21 protein-coding genes are annotated in these 22376 nt (G+C 60.6%); 10 read left to right on the top strand and 11 right to left on the bottom strand.

Annotation, left to right across the window (positions count from 1 at the left end; translation table 11 throughout):
- The first annotated feature begins 235 nt into the window (after positions 1 to 235).
- The gene (locus tag HAD_RS18555) at positions 236 to 817 is read left to right on the top strand and encodes a hypothetical protein (RefSeq protein WP_156942198.1); all 582 of its coding nucleotides are present in this window, start codon (positions 236 to 238) and stop codon (positions 815 to 817) included.
- A 33-nt stretch (positions 818 to 850) separates the two neighbouring features.
- Here HAD_RS18555 and HAD_RS07810 read toward each other — a convergent pair whose 3' ends face one another.
- The 5 genes from HAD_RS07810 to HAD_RS07785 form a co-directional block, all read right to left on the bottom strand.
- Positions 851 to 1705 carry a hypothetical protein gene (locus HAD_RS07810; protein WP_035570352.1) on the bottom strand — a complete coding sequence of 285 codons (855 nt, stop codon included), beginning with the start codon at positions 1703 to 1705 and terminating at the stop codon, positions 851 to 853.
- A gap of 388 nt (positions 1706 to 2093) precedes the next feature.
- Positions 2094 to 4082 (bottom strand): RNA polymerase sigma factor RpoD, encoded by a 1989-nt coding sequence (rpoD, locus tag HAD_RS07800; RefSeq protein WP_035570350.1) that lies wholly within the window; start codon positions 4080 to 4082, stop codon positions 2094 to 2096.
- Between the two features lie 65 nt (positions 4083 to 4147).
- The gene (gene dnaG / locus HAD_RS07795; RefSeq protein WP_051596025.1) at positions 4148 to 6028 is read right to left on the bottom strand and encodes a DNA primase; all 1881 of its coding nucleotides are present in this window, start codon (positions 6026 to 6028) and stop codon (positions 4148 to 4150) included.
- A gap of 111 nt (positions 6029 to 6139) precedes the next feature.
- Positions 6140 to 6904: a PRC-barrel domain-containing protein gene (locus HAD_RS07790; protein ID WP_035570348.1), complete on the bottom strand. Its 765-nt coding sequence runs from the start codon at positions 6902 to 6904 to the stop codon at positions 6140 to 6142.
- Positions 6905 to 6991: 87 nt separating this feature from the next.
- On the bottom strand, positions 6992 to 7489 hold the full coding sequence (locus tag HAD_RS07785; RefSeq protein ID WP_241765321.1) for a GatB/YqeY domain-containing protein: 498 nt from the start codon (positions 7487 to 7489) through the stop codon (positions 6992 to 6994).
- Between the two features lie 134 nt (positions 7490 to 7623).
- Here HAD_RS07785 and carA point away from each other — a divergent pair, with 134 nt between their 5' ends.
- Both carA and HAD_RS07775 read left to right on the top strand, forming a co-directional pair.
- Positions 7624 to 8811, top strand: a complete 1188-nt coding sequence (gene carA, locus HAD_RS07780) for a glutamine-hydrolyzing carbamoyl-phosphate synthase small subunit (RefSeq protein WP_051596024.1) — start codon at positions 7624 to 7626, stop codon at positions 8809 to 8811.
- A 26-nt stretch (positions 8812 to 8837) separates the two neighbouring features.
- Positions 8838 to 9509, top strand: coding sequence for a 2OG-Fe(II) oxygenase (locus tag HAD_RS07775; RefSeq protein WP_084331826.1), 672 nt, complete (start codon positions 8838 to 8840; stop codon positions 9507 to 9509).
- On the opposite strand, the gene HAD_RS17895 is transcribed toward HAD_RS07775, so the two are convergent.
- The gene (locus HAD_RS17895) at positions 9506 to 10093 is read right to left on the bottom strand and encodes a TetR family transcriptional regulator (RefSeq protein ID WP_084331825.1); all 588 of its coding nucleotides are present in this window, start codon (positions 10091 to 10093) and stop codon (positions 9506 to 9508) included. The two genes, HAD_RS07775 and HAD_RS17895, sit on opposite strands and share 4 nt — an antisense overlap.
- A 223-nt stretch (positions 10094 to 10316) precedes the next feature.
- On the bottom strand, positions 10317 to 11288 hold the full coding sequence (locus tag HAD_RS07765) for a M48 family metallopeptidase (RefSeq protein WP_084331824.1): 972 nt from the start codon (positions 11286 to 11288) through the stop codon (positions 10317 to 10319).
- A 132-nt stretch (positions 11289 to 11420) separates the two neighbouring features.
- On the opposite strand from HAD_RS07765, the gene HAD_RS07760 reads away from it, so the two are divergent.
- From HAD_RS07760 to HAD_RS07730, 7 genes are all read left to right on the top strand, one after another.
- Entirely contained in the window at positions 11421 to 12158 is a 738-nt protein-coding gene (locus HAD_RS07760; RefSeq protein WP_051596021.1) for an MBL fold metallo-hydrolase, read from the top strand.
- Positions 12159 to 12254: 96 nt separating this feature from the next.
- On the top strand, positions 12255 to 12593 hold the full coding sequence (locus tag HAD_RS07755) for a YMGG-like glycine zipper-containing protein (protein ID WP_035570345.1): 339 nt from the start codon (positions 12255 to 12257) through the stop codon (positions 12591 to 12593).
- Positions 12594 to 12762: 169 nt separating this feature from the next.
- Positions 12763 to 13242 carry a Cif family virulence factor gene (locus HAD_RS07750; protein WP_035570341.1) on the top strand — a complete coding sequence of 160 codons (480 nt, stop codon included), beginning with the start codon at positions 12763 to 12765 and terminating at the stop codon, positions 13240 to 13242.
- A gap of 125 nt (positions 13243 to 13367) precedes the next feature.
- Entirely contained in the window at positions 13368 to 16631 is a 3264-nt protein-coding gene (carB, locus tag HAD_RS07745) for a carbamoyl-phosphate synthase large subunit (RefSeq protein ID WP_035570340.1), read from the top strand.
- 66 nt (positions 16632 to 16697) lie between these two features.
- On the top strand, positions 16698 to 17171 hold the full coding sequence (greA, locus tag HAD_RS07740) for a transcription elongation factor GreA (protein ID WP_035570338.1): 474 nt from the start codon (positions 16698 to 16700) through the stop codon (positions 17169 to 17171).
- The gene (locus tag HAD_RS07735) at positions 17172 to 18248 is read left to right on the top strand and encodes a mitochondrial fission ELM1 family protein (protein WP_035570337.1); all 1077 of its coding nucleotides are present in this window, start codon (positions 17172 to 17174) and stop codon (positions 18246 to 18248) included.
- Between the two features lie 73 nt (positions 18249 to 18321).
- Positions 18322 to 19053, top strand: a complete 732-nt coding sequence (locus HAD_RS07730; RefSeq protein ID WP_051596020.1) for a helix-turn-helix transcriptional regulator — start codon at positions 18322 to 18324, stop codon at positions 19051 to 19053.
- A gap of 9 nt (positions 19054 to 19062) precedes the next feature.
- Here the strand turns inward: HAD_RS07730 and mnmA are convergent, their stop codons facing one another.
- From mnmA to HAD_RS07710, 4 genes are all read right to left on the bottom strand, one after another.
- Positions 19063 to 20247, bottom strand: a complete 1185-nt coding sequence (gene mnmA, locus HAD_RS07725) for a tRNA 2-thiouridine(34) synthase MnmA (RefSeq protein WP_035570336.1) — start codon at positions 20245 to 20247, stop codon at positions 19063 to 19065.
- A gap of 92 nt (positions 20248 to 20339) precedes the next feature.
- Positions 20340 to 21185: a CheR family methyltransferase gene (locus tag HAD_RS07720; RefSeq protein ID WP_035570335.1), complete on the bottom strand. Its 846-nt coding sequence runs from the start codon at positions 21183 to 21185 to the stop codon at positions 20340 to 20342.
- A gap of 69 nt (positions 21186 to 21254) precedes the next feature.
- Positions 21255 to 21620, bottom strand: a complete 366-nt coding sequence (locus HAD_RS07715; RefSeq protein WP_035570333.1) for a response regulator — start codon at positions 21618 to 21620, stop codon at positions 21255 to 21257.
- Positions 21621 to 21706: 86 nt separating this feature from the next.
- Positions 21707 to 22354, bottom strand: a complete 648-nt coding sequence (locus HAD_RS07710) for a histidine phosphotransferase family protein (RefSeq protein WP_035570332.1) — start codon at positions 22352 to 22354, stop codon at positions 21707 to 21709.
- Between the last annotated feature and the right edge of the window lie 22 nt (positions 22355 to 22376).

Here is a 22376-nt window from a genome sequence, read left to right as displayed (position 1 = left end):
GGCAGATACGATGAAGACAAAAGACCGCCGCCGGGGCCGCACCGAACACAGTGCGCCTCTCTCTCCATCGGCAAAAAGGCGCCGACGACCTGATCGCGGATCTGGATCAGGCGCTGAAGGCGGCGATTTAAACTTGTAAGTCAGGTCAAGCCGTCCAGGACGGCCTATGATGAGGGTTTACAAACCAAGCTTAAACGTCACTGGTCGACCAAACCAATGTAAAAGACTGGATATTATGAAACACCTGACATGGGATATGGATTTCCGCCCGGAGGCTGACCGGGAGAAAATTTTCGGAGGACTTGTTGAAGGCAGAGAGTGTGGAGATTGCTCAGCTTGCTGCACGCACCTTACAATCCGAACACCTGAATTTCAAAAGCCGGAAGGCATAGCCTGTGAACATTGTGCAAATCCAGGATGCGGGATTTACGAGGAACGGTTTCCCGTGTGCCGGGAATGGCAGTGTCTCTGGAAACATATCGGTGCGATGCCTGAAGAGGCCCGTCCTGACAAATTGAAAATCATATTCAGCTTGCAGCGCCCGAACGATCCGCCCCATCCATTTGCCAAACTCTACATAGGCGGGTGGGCGTTTGATGGCGTTGAAGCCTATGGAACCGAGCTTGGTAGAAACCTCATCGCCATGTTCTCGCAAGGCGACCTTCCGGTTTGGCTTTCCACACCTGATGGTCTTGGTCACCTGGTTCACCCCGAACCGAACATTGTCGACATGGTGACGGAAAGACAAAAACCGAAAAACAAAACCGAAAGGAAAGAAGCCAAGGCGTGGGCAGCCGGTATCAAACGTCAGCTCTGATACCGGTCAGGCTTCGCAGGAAAAATCGTGGATTTAATCCGCGCTTTCACCCTTGATGCCATTGCCAAGCTTCTCGTTCGGCATTGCCCGGAATTCACCCTTGATGCCATTGCCAAGCTTCTCGTTCGGCATTGCCCGGAATTCACCCTTGATGCCGTTGCCAAGCTTCTCGTTCGGCATTGCCTGGGCTTCACCCTTGATGCCGTTGCCAAGCTTCTCGTTCGGCATTGCCTGGGCTTCACCCTTGATGCCGTTGCCAAGCTTCTCGTTCGGCATTGCCTGGGCTTCACCCTTGATGCCGTTGCCAAGCTTCTCGTTCGGCATTGCCTGGGCTTCACCCTTGATGCCGTTGCCAAGCTTCTCGTTCGGCATTGCCTGGGCTTCACCCTTGATGCCGTTGCCAAGCTTCTCGTTCGGCATTGCCTGGGCTTCACCCTTGATGCCGTTGCCAAGCTTCTCGTTCGGCATTGCCTGGGCTTCACCCTTGATGCCGTTGCCAAGCTTCTCGTTCGGCATTGCCTGGGCTTCACCCTTGATGCCGTTGCCAAGCTTCTCGTTCGGCATTGCCTGGGCTTCACCCTTGATGCCGTTGCCAAGCTTCTCGTTCGGCATTGCCTGGGCTTCACCCTTGATGCCGTTGCCAAGCTTCTCGTTCGGCATTGCCTGGGCTTCACCCTTGATGCCATTGCCAAGCTTTATGTTCTCAATTTCAGATGCTTTGACAGTCGCGATATCTGAAACCATCGGATTCTTGCGTTCAACTGCCTTGTCGTCATATTTAAACTCTTGCGGTGCCACCTCACAGGTCTTGCAATCTTCTTGTGCAGAGGCCTGACCTGTTGCCAGCGCCAGAACCGGCGCGATGACCGAGAGCAAAATTTTCTTCATTAATTTTATCCTTGTAAAAAAAGACTATCCACACGCGCATCTGAATTAAACATGAACACTGCCTTGCCCAGCACCTTTGCGCGGAGCAGCCCCGCCAGATAAAGTGCACGGAAAATCGTTTCATTATCTACATGCCTGGCAATCAAATTACCGTACACGAACTAAAATCTCATCGGTACGTTATCCTCGGCCCAGCCGACCTTACCGCCACAACACTCGCTGATACCGATACGTTCGCGGCTTTCAATGAAGTCCAGATGCGGATACTTCAGCGCCAGTGCCTCGACTTCATCAAGCGAGATATCCCCCTCATGCGGCGTCTACCTAGCTGGACCCTTCTAGCCGAGTGAATAAAAAGGGCGGCCACATGGACCGCCCTTCAAAATTCTTACGTATCCAGGAAGCTGCGCAGCTTGCGGCTGCGGCTCGGATGCTTCAGCTTGCGGAGCGCTTTCGCTTCGATCTGGCGGATACGTTCGCGCGTCACGCTGAACTGCTGGCCGACTTCTTCCAGCGTGTGGTCGGTGTTCATGCCGATGCCGAAGCGCATGCGCAGCACACGTTCCTCACGCGGGGTGAGCGAGGCGAGCACACGGGTCGTCGTCTCACGCAGGTTCGACTGGATCGCGGCATCGACCGGCAGAAGCGCGGCCTTGTCCTCAATGAAGTCGCCGAGGTTTGAATCCTCGTCGTCGCCAATCGGCGTTTCCAGCGAGATCGGCTCTTTCGCGATCTTCAGAACCTTGCGGATCTTCTCCAGCGGCAGGCCCAGCTTCTCGGCCAGTTCTTCCGGAGTCGGCTCGCGGCCAATCTCGTGCAGCATCTGGCGCTGGGTACGGATGATCTTGTTGATCGTCTCGATCATGTGCACCGGAATACGGATCGTGCGGGCCTGGTCGGCAATCGACCGGGTTATAGCCTGACGGATCCACCATGTGGCGTAGGTCGAGAATTTGTAGCCGCGGCGATACTCAAATTTGTCCACCGCCTTCATCAGGCCGATATTGCCCTCCTGGATGAGATCCAGGAACTGAAGGCCGCGGTTCGTATACTTCTTCGCGATGGAGATCACGAGGCGGAGGTTGGCTTCCACCATCTCCTTTTTCGCGATGCGGGCTTCACGCTCGCCTTTCTGCACCGTCTGGACGATGCGGCGATAGTCGTCGATCGGAATACCGATTTCCTGTGCGATTTCGGAGATTTCCGAACGCACTTCCTCGATGTCGGTTTCCTTGGAGTCGACGAAACGCTTCCATTTCGCAGACAGGCCTCTGACCTGTTCGGTCCAGTCCGGCTCCAGCTCGCGGCCGAAATAGTTGCTGAGGAATTCCTTGCGCGGCACGCCATGCGCGTCAGCCAGGCGCATCAGCTTGCCTTCCAGGCCCATCAGCTTCTTGTTGATGGCATAAAGCTGTTCCACCAGCGCCTCGATACGGGCGTTGTTGATGTGGATCGTCTTCAGGTTCTCAACGATGTTGTTGGACAGTTCGTCATATTCGGACTGCGCCTTCGGCGTCAGTTCCTTGCCTTCCATCCGGCGGGTAACGAGCTTGTCCTGCAGCTTGCGGTAACGTCCGAAGCCGTCGGAGATTTCGTCGAGCTTGGCGAGGACGCCGTCACGAAGTTCCGCTTCCATGGCCGACATGGACATGGCGGCGGCGTCGTCTTCGTCCTCTTCCTCTTCGGCTTCTTTCTTCTGGCGCTCGCGTTCGGCCTCGACCTCGTCGACATCGCCGCGGCGGGTTTTCGCCTTCGCCTCGGGCTCTTCTTCCTTCTCGACGGGTTTCGGCTCCGGCGGCGGATTTTCCGCGCCATAGGTCGCTTCCAGGTCGATCAGGTCGCGCAGGAGGATGCGCTCATTGATGAGCTCGTCCCGCCAGACCATCATGGCTTCGAAAGTCAGCGGGCTTTCGCACAGGCCGCGGATCATCGCGTCGCGGCCGGCTTCGATCCGCTTGGCAATCGCAATCTCGCCTTCGCGGGACAGCAGTTCGACGGCGCCCATTTCGCGCAGGTACATGCGTACCGGGTCGTCGGTGCGGTCGGAACCGCGCGCATTGCCCTTCTTGGCGACGACCTTGCGGTCCTCGATCTTGGTCAGGGCCTTGCCCTGCTCTTCCGCTTCTTCTTCCGTTTCGACGACGGCAATGCCCATTTCCGAGATCTGGGACATGACGTCCTCGATCTGGTCGGACGTCATTTCGTCATTCGGCAGAAGCGCGTTGATTTCGTCATGGGTGATAAAGCCGCGCTTCTGGGCGCGCTTCAGGACCTTTTTGACGTCCGTGGCGTTGAAATCGACAAGACCGGCGTCGTTGTCCTTTTCGTCCTCGGATTCACGTTCGCTCTGCGTATTCTTCTGCTTGGCAGATGCCATTCACTCTCTCTCCCGTGACATACGACGCGCTCGCCCCGCCATACGCCTCAAAGTTCCGTGCTTTTTCAGCTTTCGCCGACTTTTCCTGCTGCCTCGTTCATGCGGGCTCTCAGAGCCCTGCGTTCCGCGACAAGCTGGTGCTTGCGCCGCCAGGCTGATGGCGACGACGTAGCATCCGCACCAGCATCATCCATGCCAGTGTCGGTGTCCTGCTCTGCGGAACGACCTGCAACCATGTATTGCTCGAGGGCAATTAGCCATTCCCGTGCCTCGGGTCCGTCGACCGCTATCGGAGGCGTCTGGGGATATTCGTTGAGCAGACTGGCAGCGCGCATGTTCCCTGCTTCCGCTAAATGGGCACTCAATGCCTCGCGGTCAATAGGTTTTCCTGCATCCGCGAAGTCCAGCACAGCATCGCGCATCCGGCTGACGTCCGGATCGGCAAAAACAGCCGCCGCAAGCGTTTCGGCGCCGAGGTCCAGCAGTTCGGGCGTATCGACCGCCCGCACCACCTGCCCCAGGCCGCGCAGTTTGGCTGGCGCGCCGCCTTTCAGTTCCACCTGCCCCTGATCGCCTGAGGCGGGAAATTGTCCCGTTCCGGGGCGCTTTCTGTAGTCCCCGCTGCCTTTGGACCTGCCGCGGCTGGCCTGGCGCAGTTGCCAGAAATGATCCCGCATCCGGGATTTGAGGTCGCGCTCATACGCGGCGCGAACGCCGGGATGCTGGATTTGCGCGGCAGCGGCCATCAGACGGGCCTCCAGGCCTGCCTGGCGCTCGGGCGTGTCGAGCGGTTCGGCATCGCGCTCGCGCAGCCAGAGAAGTTCGGACATGGAGATCCGTTCTTCCAGCGCGTCAGACATGGCGCCGGGGCCGCGTGCCCGAATCAGGTCGTCCGGGTCCATGCCGTCCGGCAGCAGCACGAAGAACAGTGACCGCCCCGGCTCGACATGCGGCAGGGCCCGGTCGATGGCCCGGTACGCCGCGCCAAGTCCGGCGCGGTCGCCGTCAAAACACAGGACCGGTTCCGGCCCGGCCCGCCAGATCATGCTCAGCTGGTCTTCCGTCAGCGCCGTGCCGAGCGGGGCCACGGATGTGCCAAAACCCGCTTCGGCCAGCGCGATCGCATCCATGTAGCCTTCGCAGACGAGCAGGCCGCCGCCATCCCCCCCGCCCAGCGCTTCCCGCGCCACCTTGTAGCGGTAGAGCACGCGCGATTTGTGAAACAGCGGTGTGTCACCGGAATTCAGGTATTTCGGTTTTGCATCCGGCTGAAGCGCCCTGCCCCCGAACGCGATGATCCCGCCGCGCACATCGGCGATCGGGAACATCAGTCGTCCGCGGAACGCATCATAGGGCTCTCCGCCCCGGTCGCTTTCCTTGGCGAGCCCTGCCTCCAGGATTTCCTTGGTGGAGAATCCCTGCGATTTCAGATGGTCGATTGTCTTGCGCCAGTCGTCCGGCGAATAGCCGAGGCGATGGCGTTTCCAGGCTGCCGGCCGCAGGCCCCGCCCTTCAAGATAAGTCCGCGCTGCCATGCCTTCTGAAGAATTCAGCCGGTCTTCGAAATAGGCCGTCGCCGCTTCGCACACGGCCTGAAGGCGTTTGCGGTGGTCATATTCCTCGGCGGCCTGCGGGCTCGCCTTGGGCAGTTCCATGCCGGCCTCTTCCGCCAGCTTCTCCACCGCTTCCATGAAGCTCAGACGTTCTGTCTCCATGATGAAGCTGATGACATCGCCGCCAAGACCGGAGGAGAAATCCTTGAAGATGCGCTTCTGGTCGTTGACGTAGAAACTGGGCGATTTCTCATTGGTGAAGGGGGAAAGGCCGACCCATTCCTTCCCCTTCTTGGTCAGCTTCACCTTGCGGCCGATCACATCCGAAGGCCGGATACGGGCCTTCAGCTCCTCTACGAAGCCGTCAGGGATGCGGATGGAAGGTGGCGCCATCCGGTCAGGATACCGCGTTCCCGCCTCCGGGGAAACGCGCCTTTTCACGTCAACTCACGAAAAGAGGGCCCGGCAAGGCCAGACCCTCCCTTACGCAGCCAGACTGGAGGCTTATTGACCGTCCGCCAGTACCTTGGCGTGGGCAAACGCATCGGCATCAAGATCGATGACCAGGGTTCCATCTCCGTCCCCCTGCTCGATGGTCAGGGCATCGGCGTCGATGACGTAATGTGTCGTTCCGGCAAGACCGTCGGAAATGACTGCATATTCCGGTGTGCCATCGACCTTCATCACGAAATCATTCACCCGGGCGAGATTGTCGCCGAAGGACAGCGATGCCGTCGTGCCCATGGCTTCAGAGGCGAGACGGTAATCGTCCACGCCGTTCTGCTTGAACTCCGGCAGGCCTTCCAGTGAAGCTTTCGAATAGGTCACGCGCACGTCCGGCTCGTCATCGTTTGCAACAGGTTCGATCAGGGCGCCTTCGAAGCCGATGGCGTGCAGCGTGCCGCCAACACCGGCCACACCACCGTCCCGGACGATCAGTTTCGGCGTATCGCCGGGCTCACCGATCCAGACATCGGCCACCGTCGCGATTTCGTCGCCCGCCGGGTCCAGCACCTCAGAGCCGATCAGGCGCGATGCCAGAATTTCGTCAGAGGCCAGCGTGAACTTTTCGCGTTTCACCGGTTCGATGTCGGCCCGCGTCATTTCCTTGAGGTTGGCGGCTTGCTTGTCCGGCATCTGATCCGGCGTGGCAGCGGAAGTTTCCGCTGCAGCCTGCGGCGCCGTCTCCGCATGGCTCGTCGCTTCGGTACAGGCAGCTGCACCCATCATGAGGGCAATTGCACTGGCGGTAAAAAGAAGGGGTTTCATGTGATCGTCCTTTCCGTGGCTCAAGTGCGGAAAGAACGGGACAACCCTCGGCGTGTTCCGAAGGTTAAGAAGGTTTCACTGACGGGATCAGCTGGCGCGCGAAAGGGCCTTGCGAACAGCTTTGCCGGCTGCACCGGACTCGATCATGCCGGGATAACGCTCCTTGAGCGCGCTCATGCAGCGGCCAAGGTCCTTGAGCCTGGAGGCGCCGAGGTCGGTCACAACCTCCTCCACGGCTGATTCCAGCGCCTTGCCCTGCAGGGGGACTGGCAGGAATTGCTGGATAATCTCGATTTCTTCGCGTTCGCGAATGGCCTCTTCGAGGCGGCCGGCATCTTCGTGCTCGCGGGCGGCCACTTCGCGCTGGGCGACCATGGTCTCCAGCACGCGGCGGACATCCGCTTCCGGGCAGCCTTCACCGTCGCCGCGGCCACGTGCACACACGTCCCGGTCACGCACCGCGCAATCGATCAGGCGCAGGGTTGCCAGGCGTACGCCGGGCTTGCCCTTTTCGGTCTCGGATTTGAGGGCATTACCAATGCGCGCCTTAAGCGACATCAATCCACTCGTATCTTCTCGGCCCATGCCGTGTTTCGCCTCTCATAAGCCCTGCCGCATCACTCGCTTGACGCAGCAGAGACTCCGCCCCAATACACCGGACGAACTTCATGCGGATGGGTTAACGAGACCCTACGCGGCGCCCGGGAGGTGTGACAAATATGTCCTACTTGGCCAAAACTCAAGCGGCTACTTCAGCCACGGGAGCGATCGCGCTCGCCGACGGCACAGTGTTTCTTGGTCACGGTGCAGGCGCCGCAGGCGTCCGAACCGGAGAATTGTGTTTCAATACAGCGATCACGGGCTATCAGGAGATCCTCACGGACCCTTCCTACGCGTCCCAAATCGTCCTGTTCACATTTCCCCATATCGGCAATGTCGGGACCAATGATGAGGACCATGAGGAGTCCTCGGAACCCGGATCCCATGCCGCCCGGGGCGCCATTTTCCGCGAGCCGATCACGGCGCCTTCGAACTGGCGGTCCACCAATACGTTCGATTCATGGCTGAAAAAACGCGGAATCGCCGGTCTTTTCGGGGTCGATACGCGGGCCATCACCCGCCTGATCCGCGAGAAAGGCATGCAAAAGGCAGCCATCTGCCACCAGCCGGACGGAAATATCGACCTTGATGCACTGATCGAAGCGGCCCGCGCCTGGGAAGGCCTGGAAACAGCCGACCTCGCCGCGGACGTGGATACCGGCGCAGACTTCGAGAATTCCGAAAGCTTGTGGCTGCCGGAAACCGGATATGGCCATCTGGATAAGCCGGCCTTCCACGTCGTTGTGGTCGATTTCGGTGTGAAGAAGAACATCCTGCGCAACCTCGCCAATGTCGGCATCCGCGCAACTGTCGTGAACGGCGACGCGTCGTTCGAGGACATCGCCGCGCTGAAGCCGGACGGCATCGTGTTCTCCAACGGCCCGGGTGATCCGGCCGCAACGATCAAGCGGTCCGGAGACATGATCCGCGCGGTGATCGACAGCGGCCTGCCGATCCTTGGTATCTGCCTCGGACACCAGCTTCTGGCGCTCGCCCTCGGTGCGAAGACAATGAAAATGGCACAGGGCCATCACGGCGCGAACCACCCGGTGAAAGACCTGTCCACCGGGAAGGTGGAGATCGTGTCCATGAACCATGGCTTCACCGTCGACCCGGCCACTCTGCCGACGGGCGTGGAAGAAAGTCACCGCTCGCTGTTCGATGGCACGAATTCCGGCCTCGCCGTGAAAGACCGCCCGATCATTTCGGTCCAGCATCACCCCGAAGCCAGCCCTGGCCCGCAGGACAGTTTCTACCTGTTCCAGCGCTTTGCAGACCTGATGACGCAACACCGGGCCGGCAAATAGTCCGACCCTTTTGAAAGTTTACGGCCATGACGGCCATTGCCCCTCTGGTGCCTCCGCCCGGCGATAATCGCCTCGGCGCAATCCTTGGTGATCTCGCGTCTAAGGGCTGGAGCTGGCAACCGCACATGTTGCCGGATGCCCTTTACCTCGCCCTGCGTGCGGAGGTGCTGGAAGCCAATACGGAAGGTGAGCTGGCGCCTGCGGGGATCGGCCGGGAGGCGGACTTCCAGCTTGACCGGTCGATCCGCAAGTCCCGGATCGCCTGGATGGATGGTGCAACACCGGCGCAGGCAGGTTTCCTGCAGTGGGCGGAGCAGCTGCGTGAAGCCCTCAACCGCGGCCTCATGATCGGCCTGTTCGAATTTGAAGCCTGCTTCGCGGTCTACCAGCCGGGGGAATTCTACGACCGCCACCTCGACAGTTTCGAAGGGCCGCGCAACCGGGTCGTGTCACTCGTCGTGTACCTGAACGAAGACTGGACCGAGGAGAATGGCGGAGCGCTTGTCGTCTGGCCGGAAGGCGCCGAAGAATCTGCGGCCCCCGCCGCCTACATCCTGCCGGAACGCGCTGGTGTCGTGTTCATGCTCTCCGAAACCATTCCGCATGCGGTCGAAGTGACGAAAGCCTCACGGTTTGGCATTGCCGCGTGGTGGCGGGTGAACCCGTCGATCCAGGGAAATATCGATCCCCTCGCCTAGTGCAGGCTGCGGATCATGATTTCGAAAGCTTCATAAACCTCGTCCGGAGTCAGGCCGTCGACACCCTCTGCGAGGGCAAATCCTGCGCCGTTCAGAGCGGACTGGACCAGCACCGAATAGGAGTTCACGCGGCTCGGCGCGATGCGTCCCCTTTCGGCCAGCGCTTCCATCGCCTGGCGTACGCTGCTTTGGCCGAGATTGCGATTGGACTCGTACCATCCCTGCAAGCCCAGCACGACCGGGCCTTCATACAGGACGATCTTGAAATATTCAGGGCGCGCCGCCCATTTCAGGTATACCCGTGCGCCGGTAAGGAACTGGATATAGGGGTCTTGTTCGCCGCTGATCTTGCGGGCTTCCGAGAGGGCTTCCTCTCCCATTCTCGTCTGAAGGTCAGTCCAGACCTCGCGGAACAGATCCAGCTTGCTCGGGAAGTGGTGGAACAACGCCCCTTTCGTGACCCCTGCATCGGCAACAATGCTCGCAATACTGGCGCTAAAGCCATCCTGGGCAAATCGGTCTCGGGCCGCTTCAAGGATAGCAGCGCGAGTGGCTTCTGCCTGTTCTGCAGTTCTCCTTGCCATGGGTCTTTTTTTCGTTGCTGGCCTATCATACCAGTGGTACGTAATATTTTAAAGCGCTTCTAAGGCAATTCCTTGCCCAAAGCGTTGATTTGGAACCGCGTATGTATTTGTGCTGGGTGGGACTGGCCTCAGGCTAGCGCGGGACGCCAAGGAACTGCGCCCGCCTGCAAAGGTAAGGGCGCAGTTTTATGTCGGAACACCAATTGTCCCGCCCGGTATATTTCTAACGTAACGGGCCACAACGACTCTCATATTCTGCAATCGCGTCAGGCATCCATTTGCGGAAGTTTTCAGCGCGGGTCTCGCTGGCCGGATGCGTGCTCATCCATTCTGGCGGACGCTGGCCACCGCTGATCCTGCCCATGCGCTGCCAGAGTTCCGGCGCCTCCCGCGGATCGTAACAAGCGCGCACCAGCAGATCGAGGCCGATCTTGTCCGCTTCGGTCTCGTGCTCGCGCGAGAATTTCAGCATCCCGCCCTGCGCTGCAATGCCGAAGGCCTGCATGATCGCGCGCCGCTGCGAGGCGTCCATGTCCCCCATGGACACGCCAACCGCCATCTGCCCCATCTGCATCACCTGCTGCTGGCTCATCCGCTCGGCCCCATGATGCGCCAGTGCATGACCGATCTCATGCCCCATCACGACGGCCAGCTTGTCCGGATCGGCCAGGTCTTCCATGTCGAGGGCGCCATCATAATTGCCGGTGATATCCAGGATACCCGTATAGACCGCCACATAGCCGCCCGGCAGGCAGAAGGCGTTGGGCGTGACGGAATGAACGACATAATAGGTCCAGTCGAACGTGTCCGCGACCGGCGTGAAGGCATAGCCGTCATCCAGCAATTCCTGTTCAAGCTCGACTGCGGCCGCCTGCAGGCGCGCGCCAATCCCCCGCACCGTATCGGTCAGCGCCGCCTCTTCGCCTGTACAGGCCTCGTCGGCGCACAGCACGGCGTTCCCCTGGCGCTGCTCCTGGTTCAGGATCTGGAGGTAGGATTGCTGGCCAAGCTTCACTTCCTGCTCAATGGAGACGGTGTTGAGCTGCTTGCGGCCAGAAAACGGAACCGGCTTCTGGTTCATCTGCCAGTATAGAAAAAGACCGATGGCGGCGATCAGGAGGAGACCCAAGCGGCTCCGGAACAAGCGCGCGATACCGCCGCCGCCGCGATACCTCCCGCCGGGTTGCGTCGGCATACGCACGAAAGTCTCCTCTCCAGCATCTGGCCAGCATCTGGTCTGCCTATCCAGTGTTAGCGGAGGGCTCGTATCAGGAAAAGCACCTGCCGCACGCTTTGCGTTCCCTACCGGACCGACTATGTAGCAATCATGACTGAGACACCTGCCAACCAGCCCAAGCTCGAGATCCGGATCATTCCGGTCACGCCCCTGCAGCAGAACACGTCCATGATCTGGTCGACCGAGACCATGGAAGGCGTCTTCATCGATCCGGGCGGTGAGGTGGACAAGCTCATGGCCGCTGCGGAAGAGTTCGGCGTGAAGATCGTGGCCGTCTGGCTGACGCATGGGCACATGGACCATGCCGGGGCCGCTGCCGCCGTCGCAGAACGAACGGGCTGCCCCGTGATCGGCCCGCACGAGGACGACCAGTGGCTGCTGGATGAAATCGAAACCCAGGGCGCAAAGTACGGCATCAAGGACGGGAAGAACGTCACGCCCGACCGCTACCTGCATGATGGCGATGTCCTCGAACTGGCAGGCAACAAATTCGGCGTGGCACACACACCCGGGCACACGCCGGGACATGTGGTCATCTATTCCCAGGAAGGCGCGCTGGCCTTCGTGGGCGATGTCCTGTTCCGTGGTTCTGTCGGGCGGACTGACTTCCCGCGCGGGAACCAGCAACAACTGATCGACTCGATCACCAGCAAGCTCTGGCCGCTCGGTCCGCAGATGCGCTTCGTTCCCGGTCACGGCCCACTGTCCACCTTCGGGCAGGAACGGCAGGACAACCCGTTCGTGGCCGATGAGGTCACCGGGTATCAGGGGACCGAGAAACAGGCGCCGGACGAGATAAGCCAGAAGCTGTCCAAGCGCTGGAGCTAGCGCGGCAGGTCTTCCTGACCTCATTGTAATGCTGCACGGGGAACCGTTGCGGGGGCTATCCGTTGTTGCGGTCATAGTCACCCGAAAGGACCCAATATGACCTTCCCCGTGAAATTGATGGCCATTGGCGCCAGTGCTGCCGTTCTGGCGGCTTGTACCTCGAGCGGCACAACGGAGCGTAACGCGGCGTATGGCGCTGCAGCCGGCGCTGTCGCTGGCGCCGTGATCGGCAACAATGTCGGCGATGGCAACGCTGAACGCGGCGCGATCATCGGCGGCGCAATCGGCGGAACGGCGGGTGCCGCGAAAGGCTGCACCGAAGCCGAAGACTGCGACATGCCCGGTGTGAAAGACCAGGAAACCGAGCGGGATTCCGATGGTGACGGCGTCGCAAACGCCTATGACCGCTATCCCTATGACAGCTCGCGTCGCTAGCCAGCAGAGCCTGTAAACGTCACTTCGGCCCCGTTTCTTAAGAAGCGGGGCCGATCTGTTTACCCTCACAGCAAGAAAGCCGGGTGCAAAATGAAACTGCGCGGAACAAAGTCTACTTTAAGGCGTTAAAGCCCCACTGTTCACCAGTGCATTTCGTTCAAGGAGCGCCATGGCCCCCCCCATCACTTCTTCCACTCTGTCGATTGTATCGAACCGTGGCAGCACTTCTGCCGAAACAAAGGTGAAGACCCGGGTCTTCGCCTGGTGTTCCACCTGGAGCAGTGTCAATGGAGCGTTCCTGACGGAGCAACTTCGAACGATCGCAATCGATGAGCCGGTCCGGATGGTCACGGATTTCGGTCGGCGTATGTCGGTAAGTGTTTCACTAGACGCATACGCTGCGTTCTGGTCCCAACTGCTCTCGGAAACGTTTTCGGAGTGGTCCCTGGTGATCGATTCCCCAATTGATGTGATGGTTGGCAACAATCGCGCAATCGCGAGTTTCAACGCTCGCCTGCAGGGCACCACGCATGAAGGCGGCCGGGCATCCCAACGCCAGCACGTGCAACAAGTCTTCAAGATCGTGGACGGCACCTGGCGACTGGCGCAGGAGCAAATGACGATTTCTCCTGAAAACGCCTGTCTCTGATCTCCCCCTGAAAGCCACACCCACCAACTTACTGCAGCACGCACCGACTTTCTGGTCCGGTTCACCTTGCCCAACCCTCCGACTCTGCTATGACGCAGCCGTTTGACCGCTAGGAGTTGGGGCACATGCCAAAGCGCACAGATATTAGCTCCATTCTCGTCATCGGGGCCGGACCGATCATAATCGGGCAGGCCTGCGAGTTCGACTATTCCGGGGTTCAGGCTCTGAAAGCCCTCAAGGATGAAGGCTATCGCGTCATCCTCGTAAACTCGAACCCGGCGACGATCATGACGGATCCGGGGCTGGCGGACGCAACCTATATCGAACCGATCACGCCGGAGATCGTCGAGAAGATCATCGAAGCGGAAAAGCCGGACGCCCTGCTGCCAACGATGGGCGGCCAGACGGCGCTGAACTGTGCGCTGGACCTGCACTATGCCGGCACGCTCGAAAAGCACGGCGTCGAACTGATCGGCGCCCGGGCGGAAGCCATCGAAATGGCAGAGGACCGCGCCCTGTTCCGCGAAGCCATGGACCGGATCGGCCTGGAAAATCCGCGCGCGACCATCGTGTCGTCGCCGCGTGACGAAAAAGGCAAGTATGACCGCATCACCGGCCTGAAGCGCGCCATGGACGCGCTCGACGTGGTTGGCCTCCCCGCCATCATCCGTCCGGCGTTTACGCTCGGCGGCACGGGCGGCGGCGTCGCTTACAATGTCCAGGAATATGAAGAGATCTGCCGTTCCGGTCTCGCCGCCTCGCCGAACGCCCAGATCCTGATCGACGAGAGCCTGCTCGGCTGGAAAGAGTATGAGATGGAGGTGATCCGCGACACGGCGGACAACGCCATCATCATCTGCTCCATCGAGAATATCGACCCGATGGGCGTCCACACAGGCGACTCCATCACGGTCGCCCCTGCCCTGACGCTCACCGACAAGGAATACCAGGTGATGCGCAACGCGTCGCTTGCGGTGCTGCGCGAGATCGGTGTCGAGACCGGCGGGTCGAACGTCCAGTTCGCGGTGAACCCGGAAGACGGGCGCCTGGTCGTCATCGAGATGAACCCGCGCGTGTCGCGCTCCTCCGCGCTGGCGTCCAAGGCAACCGGTTTCCCGATTGCGAAGATCGCCGCAAAGCTGGCGGTCGGCTACACGCTGGATGAGCTGGACAATGACATCACCGGCGTGACGCCCGCATCTTTCGAGCCGACCATCGACTATGTCGTCACGAAGATTCCGCGTTTCGCCTTTGAGAAATACAAGGGCACGGAACCCGTCCTGACCACCGCGATGAAGTCGGTCGGCGAAGCCATGGCCATCGGCCGGAACTTCAAGGAAAGCTTCCAGAAAGCGCTGAACTCCCTGGAGACCGGCCTGACCGGCCTGAACGAACTGCCTTTCGAAGACGAGACAAAGTTGCGTGCCGCGCTGGCCATCCAGGCACCTGACCGCATGCGTGTCGTGGCCGAAGCCTTCCGCATGGGCCTCAGCGTGGATGACGTCTACGCCATCACCTCGATCGACAAATGGTTCCTGCGCCAGTTTGAAGAGATCGTGGCCGCCGAAAACACGATCCGCGCGCAAGGCCTGCCGGATGATGCGTACGCGCTGACCGACATCAAGGCGATGGGGTTTTCCGACAAACGTCTCGCAGAGCTGACCGGCAAGACAGAAGACGCCGTGCGTGACCAGCGTCATGCGCTGGATGTCCGCCCTGTCTACAAGCGCATCGACACCTGCGCCGCCGAGTTCGCGGCAAAAACGCCCTACCTGTACTCGACCTATGAACACCCGCTGTTCGGCCAGGAAAAAGCCGACTGCGAATCCCTGCCGACGGCACGGGAAAAAGTGGTGATCCTTGGCGGCGGCCCGAACCGGATCGGCCAGGGTATCGAATTCGACTATTGCTGCTGCCACGCCGCCTTCGCCATGGCAGACCTCGGCATGGAGTCGATCATGGTGAATTGCAACCCGGAAACGGTGTCTACGGACTATGACACCTCCGATCGTCTCTATTTCGAACCGCTGACCGACGAGCACGTGCTGGAGATCATCCACAAGGAAAGCGGCATCGGCCACCTGCGCGGCGTGATCGTTCAGTTCGGTGGGCAAACACCGCTGAAACTTGCCAATCCGCTCGACCAGCAGAACATTCCAATCCTTGGCACCAGCCCGGCGTCCATTGATCTGGCAGAAGACCGCGAGCAGTTCGCCGCCCTGCTCGACAGGCTGGGTATCCAGCAGGCGCCGTCGCGTACGGCGCGCAGTGTGGAAGAAGCCCAGATCAAGGCGAACGAGATCGGTTACCCGGTCATGCTGCGGCCGAGTTTCGTTCTCGGCGGGCGTGCGATGGAAATTGCGCGTGACGACGTAGACCTGCGCAAGTTTGCCGCTGAGGCGCTTCAGGTCTCCGGCGACGCTTCGCTCTTCATCGACCGCTACCTGTCCGATGCGACCGAAGTGGATGTCGACGCGATCTGCGATGGCGAGAATGTCCACGTCGCCGGCATCATGGAACACATCGAGGAAGCTGGCGTCCACTCCGGCGACTCCGCCTGTGCCTTGCCGCCCTTCACCCTGTCTCCTGCCCTGCAGGACCGTCTGGCAAAGCAGACGATCGCACTTGCACGTGAGCTGAAGGTGTGTGGCCTGATCAACATCCAGTTCGCCGTGAAGGGCGAAGAAATCTATGTGCTGGAAGCCAACCCGCGCGCCAGCCGGACCGTGCCGTTCGTCGCCAAGGCCGTGGGCGCCCCGATCGCCGGGATCGCCGCCAAGGTCATGGCGGGTGAGTCGCTGACCGGATTTGATCTGACACAGGCCCATCCGCGCCGGGTGGCCGTGAAGGAAGCTGTTTTCCCGTTCGCGCGCTTCCCGGGCGTGGATCCGCAACTTGGCCCCGAAATGCGCTCGACGGGTGAAGTCATGGGCTGGGACGACGATTTCGGGACCGCTTTCCTCAAGAGCCAGATGGGCTGCGGCGTGCTGCTGCCGGCCGAAGGCGCCGTATTCATTTCGGTGAAGGATTCGGACAAAACCGGCGCTGTTGAAGCCGCCCGCGAGCTTGTTGCACTCGGTTTCACCCTGGTTGCAACGTCGGGTACGGCGGCTCATCTGGAAGCTGAAGGCCTGCCTGTACGCTCCATCAACAAGGTCAATGAAGGCCAGCCCCACATTGTGGACGCCATGATCAACGGCGAAATCCAGCTGGTTTTCAATACGACGGAAGGTGCAACATCCATTGCAGACAGCGCCTCGATCCGCCGCACGGCCGTGGGTCACAAGATCCCCTACTACACCACACTCGCCGCTTCGATTGCGTCGGTTCGCGCGATCACGAGCATGACGTCACGGGAAATCTCGGTGCGCGCCTTGCAATCAGCGTGATAACCCCCACTTGACGACGCTGACATTTACGACAACGATTTTCGCCCAATTACAGAGGTGACCCCTATGGAACGCATTCCCATGACCGCAGAAGGCCATGCTGCGCTTCAAGCTGAGCTCAAGAACCTCAAATCGGTTGAGCGCCCGAACATCATCGCGGCGATTTCCGAAGCGCGCGCCCATGGCGACCTGTCGGAAAACGCCGAATACCATGCCGCCAAAGAGAAGCAGAGCTTCATCGAAGGCCGCATCAGCGAGCTGGACGACAAGCTTGCCCGCGCTGACGTGATCGACGTGTCCAAGCTGACCGGCGGGAAAATCCGCTTTGGCGCAACCGTGTCCCTGATCGACGTCGATTCCGAAGAGGAATCTTCCTACAAGATCGTCGGAGACGACGAGGCAAACGTGAAGGAAGGCAAGATTTCCATCTCTTCCCCGATTGCCCGTGCCCTGATCGGCAAGGAAGAAGGCGACGAAGCCGAGGTCGCCGCGCCCGCCGGGGCCCGCGCTTACGAAATCATCAAAGTCGAGTACCGGTAAATGTTTGGGCCGGGACCGCTCGGACCCTCAGTCTGGGCGGTCTCAGATGGCCGCGCAGGCAACGCCGCACAGGTGCGCGCGGTCGTCCACGCGCTCGGCGAAACGCGCCGATGGATGAAGATCGGGCATATCGCCGGTGAAGCCCACCGGTCTGACCCCATCGTTCTGACACCGCGCATGCCGTGGACCTGGCTGCCGGCAGATAACTGGCCCTCGCCATTGTCCGCCCTTCCCGCAGACCAGCGCGCGCAATTGCAGGCACCCTGGCCCACCGTATGGATCGCCGCAGGCCGGCGGTCTGCGGCCTTCACCCGCGCGGTCCGCGAATGGTCCGGTGGGCGTACACTGACAGTCCAGATCCTCGACCCGCATATTTCGCCGGACAATTTCGACCTGTTGGTCACCCCCAAGCATGACGGTGTGACAGGCCCCAACGTCATCCAGACGGTCGGGTCCCCGTCCTACTTTTCACCGCACGCCATTGAGGAAGCGGCTCAGGCTTTCGCAGATCTGGCAGATGAGCGCGGCAAGAGCGCCATCGTGATCCTGGGCGGAAACAGCAAGGCGCACGCGTTTACGGAGTCGGCCGCTGACCGGCTCGACAGCCAGCTCCGGACGCTTGCCGGACAAGGCTGGCGCCTGCGGATAACGGCGTCGCGCCGGACACCCGACCCGATCCGGGCACGGTTTCGCCGGATGGCCGATGATATCGGCGCATTATTCTGGTCGGGCACAGAGGATGGTCCGAACCCCTACATCGCATGGCTGACATTTTCAGATGTGGCCATCGTGACAGAAGACAGCGCCAACATGCTTTCGGATGCCGCATGGCACGGCCTGCCCCTGCATATCGTCAAGCTTGAAGGGCGGTCCGAGAAGTTCGACAAGCTGCACGACAGCCTGATCGCGCATGGCGCAGCGCGCTGGTTTGACGGCACGCTGGAAACCTGGACCTATGCCCCCCTTCGCGAAGCGGACCGGGTTGCGGACGCGATTGTGGACAAACTTCTTGAACGCTATCCACAGCCGGATATGGGCCAATCGGACAGGGTCGCAGCGCCTGATTGGCTGAGCTGATCCCGGGGTCCCCGCTTTTGCTTGCATTTGCCCCCGGCCTGGGGCCTTATGTCACGGAATCTGGGGACAAGGAATGGCACGCACCCTCGAGCCACTTCGTCAATTTTTTCGGGATTGCCGCGATGCGGTAACGTTCCGGGACCTCCGTGCGGCTTCAGCCAGCTATTACGAAACCACCCATGTCGTGATGGCCAGCTATATGCACTATCCGCCGGTCGGGGCTCGCGATTTCGATGGTCAGATCCGGGTTGGAGAGTTCGGCTATCCGGAGGACTGGCGAGAAACCTATCTCAAAGAGCAGCTGCATTTGTGTGATCCGCTCGCGCGGAGGGCGGTGAATTTCACGCGGCCCTATTTCTGGTCCGAATCGTCCCAATTGCCGAACCTGACACCGGAAGAAAGCGACTACCTGCAGCGGGTCGCCGCGCAGAATCTGGGCGAAGGGATCGGTATTCCGCTCTTCGGCCCTGCCGGGCGCAACGGATATGCGGCACTCGGCTTTGGACGCAGGAAAATCCCGTCAACGGACGAAGTGCTCGAATTGCAGGCCGCCTCCCAGATGGGCCACCTTGTCTATTGCCGCCTGCTGTTGCGGGAATTGCCGGACGGAACGAACCTGTCTGCCCGCGAGCGGGAGATCCTCCGCTGGGTTGCCCGCGGGCGAACCAATTCTCAGATTGCGGAAGTCCTTCACTTGTCGCGCAATACGGTCGAAACCTATATCCGGCGCTGCTTCGAGAAGCTCGATGTGAATGACCGCGTATCCGCCGCCCTCAGGGGCATAGCTCTGGGCATGGTGGACTGATCACGCCTGTCAGGCAGCCGCAATCCGTTCATCTGCCGGAATGGCCCTCAGGATAAACCCGCCGCCGAGAATGCGCGTGCCGCCGTCCGGGTCGTACAGGACGGCCGCCTGACCGCGCGCAACGCCTTCTTCCGGCTCATCGAACCAGATCACCGGAGTGTCACCGTGCCAGCCAAGCCGGCCTGGAACTGGCGGCCGGGTGGACCGCACGCGGACGAGCACGGGCGCGCCCGCATCAGCGGCCGCTTCAAGGCTTCCTGCGCCAATCCAGTTCAGCTCTTCCAGCAACAGGCCGGATGTCATCAACGCTTCACGCGGGCCGACGATCACACGGCGGTTCGGTGCATCGATCTTGACCACGAATAGAGGCTCGCCCGTCGCGACGCCCAGGCCGCGACGCTGGCCGATCGTGTAGTGGATGACACCTTTGTGCTGGCCCAGCACCTGCCCGTCGAGATGCACGATGTCGCCGCCTCGCCCGGCCCCAGGACGAAGTTTCTCAACGACGCTCGCATAGGACCCTTCCGGCACGAAGCAGATGTCCTGGCTGTCCGGCTTTGACGCCACCGGCAGATGGAACCGGTCGGCAAGTTCCCGCACTTCGGTCTTGGGCAGGTCGCCCAACGGAAAGCGCAGGAAATCCAGCTGCTCCCGCGTCGTGGCGAACAGGAAGTAGGACTGATCACGGGAGGCATCCGCCGCACGATGCAGCTCCGGTCCATCCGGTCCGTCTGTCCGGCGGATGTAGTGACCCGTCGCAAGGCAGTCGGCGCCGAGCTCTTTCGCGGTTTTCAGGAGGTCGGAGAATTTGACCGTCTGATTGCACCGGATGCAGGGGATCGGCGTCGATCCGGCAAGATAGGTGTCGGCGAAGTCCTCCATCACCTGCTCGCGGAACTTCGATTCATAGTCCAGCACATAGTGCGGAATGCCGATCATGTCGGCAACGTTCCGCGCATCGTGGATGTCCTGCCCGGCGCAGCAGGCGCCTTTCTTCTCGATCGCGGCGCCATGATCATACAGCTGCAGGGTGATGCCGATGACATCATAGCCTTCCGCTTTCAGCATGGCGGCCACAACGGACGAGTCGACCCCGCCCGACATGGCGGCGACGACGCGCGTATCGGCCGGCGCTTTTGCGAATCCAAGGGAATTGACGCCGCCCGTCCAGGCAGCCGTGTTCGTATCAGTCATCTCTTACTCCCGCCGGGTTCAAGGCCCGGAGCAGCCAAGGTTGAGGCGCGCATATAGCGGCAAGTGGTCAGGAGGTGAAGAGGCAGGCCTGCTCAGGCTGCGGATGTGGCAGATTTCGGGGTGCCGTCTGAAGCCATCCAGGTACCGCGGAAATCACGGGACGGTTCCAGCTGGTTGGTCAGGCCGATCAGGCTCTCACCCTGCCCCAGGATCACCAGCCCGCCCGGCATCAGCTGTGCGGCCAGCGAGTCGGCAACGCGGCTACGGGCCGACCGGTCCATACCGGACAGGACGTTCCGGCACAGGATGACGTCAAACTTGCCAAGCCCGCCGGCGCTTTCCAGCAAATTGTGCTGTCGGAAGCTGACCTTGCTGCGCAGCGCTTCAGAAATCTCCCATTGGCCACTGTCTGTGCGGGTGAAGTGGTGCATCAGGCGGTGGATGGAGAGCCCCTTCTGGACCTCGTAATGCCCGTAGCGGCCGGCGCGGGCGCGCTCTGTGGCCGTCTTGCAGAGATCGGTGGAGAGAATCTCGATCTTTGCGCCACGCAAGGCGGCAGGCAGGTCATCCTCCAGCAGCATGGCCAGGGAATAGGCTTCCTGGCCCGTCGAGCCCCCGGCAATCCAGACCTTCAGGCGGCCGGTGTTTCCGGACTTCAGGCGCATGGGCAGGATGTCGTTGACCAGCCGGTGCAGCGTATCGCGCTCCCGGAAGAACCATGTGTCCTTGGAAACCAGTGCCGCTGCGCATTCGGCGGCAAATACGGGATTGGCGCGCGATTTCAGGCAGTGGACCAGATCGTCCAGCGACCCGAAGCCCTCACGGCGGGCAATCGGCGCCAGACGGGCTTCGATCAGATAGGATTTCGATCGCGGAATCGTCTGACCCGACCCTTTCAGGGCCAGATCTGCCAATTCGTTGAAAACCCCATCCTGCATAATTAGCTCCGGTCCCGGACTGATGCGATTGCAAAAGTTACCGGTACAGCAAGGATTGTTAAGAAATACTTAGATCAGCCCGACTTCGGCGAACTTGCTTTCAAGAATTTCAGCGTCAAACGGCTTCATAATGAACTCATCGGCACCGGACCGAAGGGCCTCGCCGACATGCTCAGCATCATTCTCGATCGAACAGAACATGACAACCGGCTTTTTGCCGCCCTCTTCCCGGCGCAGGGCACGCAGAAAATCCAGGCCGTTCATGACCGGCATGTTCCAGTCCAGAAGCACAGCCTCCGGCATCTGTTTGCGGCAGATTTCCAGCGCTTCCGCGCCGTCGCCCGCTTCGACCACCTCAAAGCGCAGATCCTTGACGATACGAGCCGCAACCTTCCGCACCACGCGGGAATCGTCGACAATCAGGCACGTTTTCATGAACCACTTCCCCACTGGAAGACAATCTCCGGACGCTCGCCGAAGTGTCTTAACAAAATCTTTCAATTCCCGTTCTGCGAGCTAGCTCAGCCTTCGGCGCGCAGACCTGTGACCATGAAAATCACCTGATTATCACTTGCCTTGGCAGTCAGTTCGCCTTCAAGGCCGTCGCAAATCATTCTTGTGAAAAGCGGCTGAATGGTTTCGGCCCGCCAGCCCTCGTCCGGCTCGGTCCCGTCAACAGCTGCAGCGACCTCGTTCTTGACGCGGGCACGGTCGCCTTTTGCCGTCAACGTGATCGTCAGGCCGCCGGCTTCGCTGCGGATCCGAACGCTGACTACGCCGCCCCTCGGCAGGGATTCCACCGCCATCATGACAAGGTTCATCATCAGGCGAACGTGAGAAAAACTCAGATGGTCTGCCTGGATGTCCCATTCCACGCTGGGTTTATGGCTCTTGACGAAGGCTTCCGTAATCTTGCGGGCCTCGTGAATGTCCGCAGCGCCGGCGTTCAGGCCGATGGAGCCGAATGCGTAGCGCAGGAACTGGATACGCGCGGCAGCTTTTTCAGCGCCATCGTGGAGCAGGTCTTCTGCCTGCGCCTTCATTTCGTGGTCGCCCGGCTCTTCCATAAGGTCGAGCGCGTTGGTGACCGAGGAAATCGGCGAGACAAGGTCGTGGCAAATGCGCGACGCAATGTACGCAGACAGGCGCGCAGGATCGATCGATGACATGGTCAGCCCTGTAGAAAATAGT

Source organism: Hyphomonas adhaerens MHS-3 (assembly GCF_000685235.1).
Classification (GTDB): domain Bacteria; phylum Pseudomonadota; class Alphaproteobacteria; order Caulobacterales; family Hyphomonadaceae; genus Hyphomonas; species Hyphomonas adhaerens.
This window is presented reverse-complemented; position numbering and strand designations above follow the sequence as displayed.

Coding starts and splice junctions, on each gene's coding strand:
- HAD_RS18555 (WP_156942198.1), top strand. CDS start 236: ATGAAACACCTGACATGGGATATGGATTTCCGCCCGGAGGCTGACCGG.
- HAD_RS07810 (WP_035570352.1), bottom strand. CDS start 1,705: ATGAAGAAAATTTTGCTCTCGGTCATCGCGCCGGTTCTGGCGCTGGCA.
- rpoD (WP_035570350.1), bottom strand. CDS start 4,082: ATGGCATCTGCCAAGCAGAAGAATACGCAGAGCGAACGTGAATCCGAG.
- dnaG (WP_051596025.1), bottom strand. CDS start 6,028: ATGGCGCCACCTTCCATCCGCATCCCTGACGGCTTCGTAGAGGAGCTG.
- HAD_RS07790 (WP_035570348.1), bottom strand. CDS start 6,904: ATGAAACCCCTTCTTTTTACCGCCAGTGCAATTGCCCTCATGATGGGT.
- HAD_RS07785 (WP_241765321.1), bottom strand. CDS start 7,489: ATGGGCCGAGAAGATACGAGTGGATTGATGTCGCTTAAGGCGCGCATT.
- carA (WP_051596024.1), top strand. CDS start 7,624: ATGTCCTACTTGGCCAAAACTCAAGCGGCTACTTCAGCCACGGGAGCG.
- HAD_RS07775 (WP_084331826.1), top strand. CDS start 8,838: ATGACGGCCATTGCCCCTCTGGTGCCTCCGCCCGGCGATAATCGCCTC.
- HAD_RS17895 (WP_084331825.1), bottom strand. CDS start 10,093: ATGGCAAGGAGAACTGCAGAACAGGCAGAAGCCACTCGCGCTGCTATC.
- HAD_RS07765 (WP_084331824.1), bottom strand. CDS start 11,288: ATGCCGACGCAACCCGGCGGGAGGTATCGCGGCGGCGGCGGTATCGCG.
- HAD_RS07760 (WP_051596021.1), top strand. CDS start 11,421: ATGACTGAGACACCTGCCAACCAGCCCAAGCTCGAGATCCGGATCATT.
- HAD_RS07755 (WP_035570345.1), top strand. CDS start 12,255: ATGACCTTCCCCGTGAAATTGATGGCCATTGGCGCCAGTGCTGCCGTT.
- HAD_RS07750 (WP_035570341.1), top strand. CDS start 12,763: ATGGCCCCCCCCATCACTTCTTCCACTCTGTCGATTGTATCGAACCGT.
- carB (WP_035570340.1), top strand. CDS start 13,368: ATGCCAAAGCGCACAGATATTAGCTCCATTCTCGTCATCGGGGCCGGA.
- greA (WP_035570338.1), top strand. CDS start 16,698: ATGGAACGCATTCCCATGACCGCAGAAGGCCATGCTGCGCTTCAAGCT.
- HAD_RS07735 (WP_035570337.1), top strand. CDS start 17,172: ATGTTTGGGCCGGGACCGCTCGGACCCTCAGTCTGGGCGGTCTCAGAT.
- HAD_RS07730 (WP_051596020.1), top strand. CDS start 18,322: ATGGCACGCACCCTCGAGCCACTTCGTCAATTTTTTCGGGATTGCCGC.
- mnmA (WP_035570336.1), bottom strand. CDS start 20,247: ATGACTGATACGAACACGGCTGCCTGGACGGGCGGCGTCAATTCCCTT.
- HAD_RS07720 (WP_035570335.1), bottom strand. CDS start 21,185: ATGCAGGATGGGGTTTTCAACGAATTGGCAGATCTGGCCCTGAAAGGG.
- HAD_RS07715 (WP_035570333.1), bottom strand. CDS start 21,620: ATGAAAACGTGCCTGATTGTCGACGATTCCCGCGTGGTGCGGAAGGTT.
- HAD_RS07710 (WP_035570332.1), bottom strand. CDS start 22,354: ATGTCATCGATCGATCCTGCGCGCCTGTCTGCGTACATTGCGTCGCGC.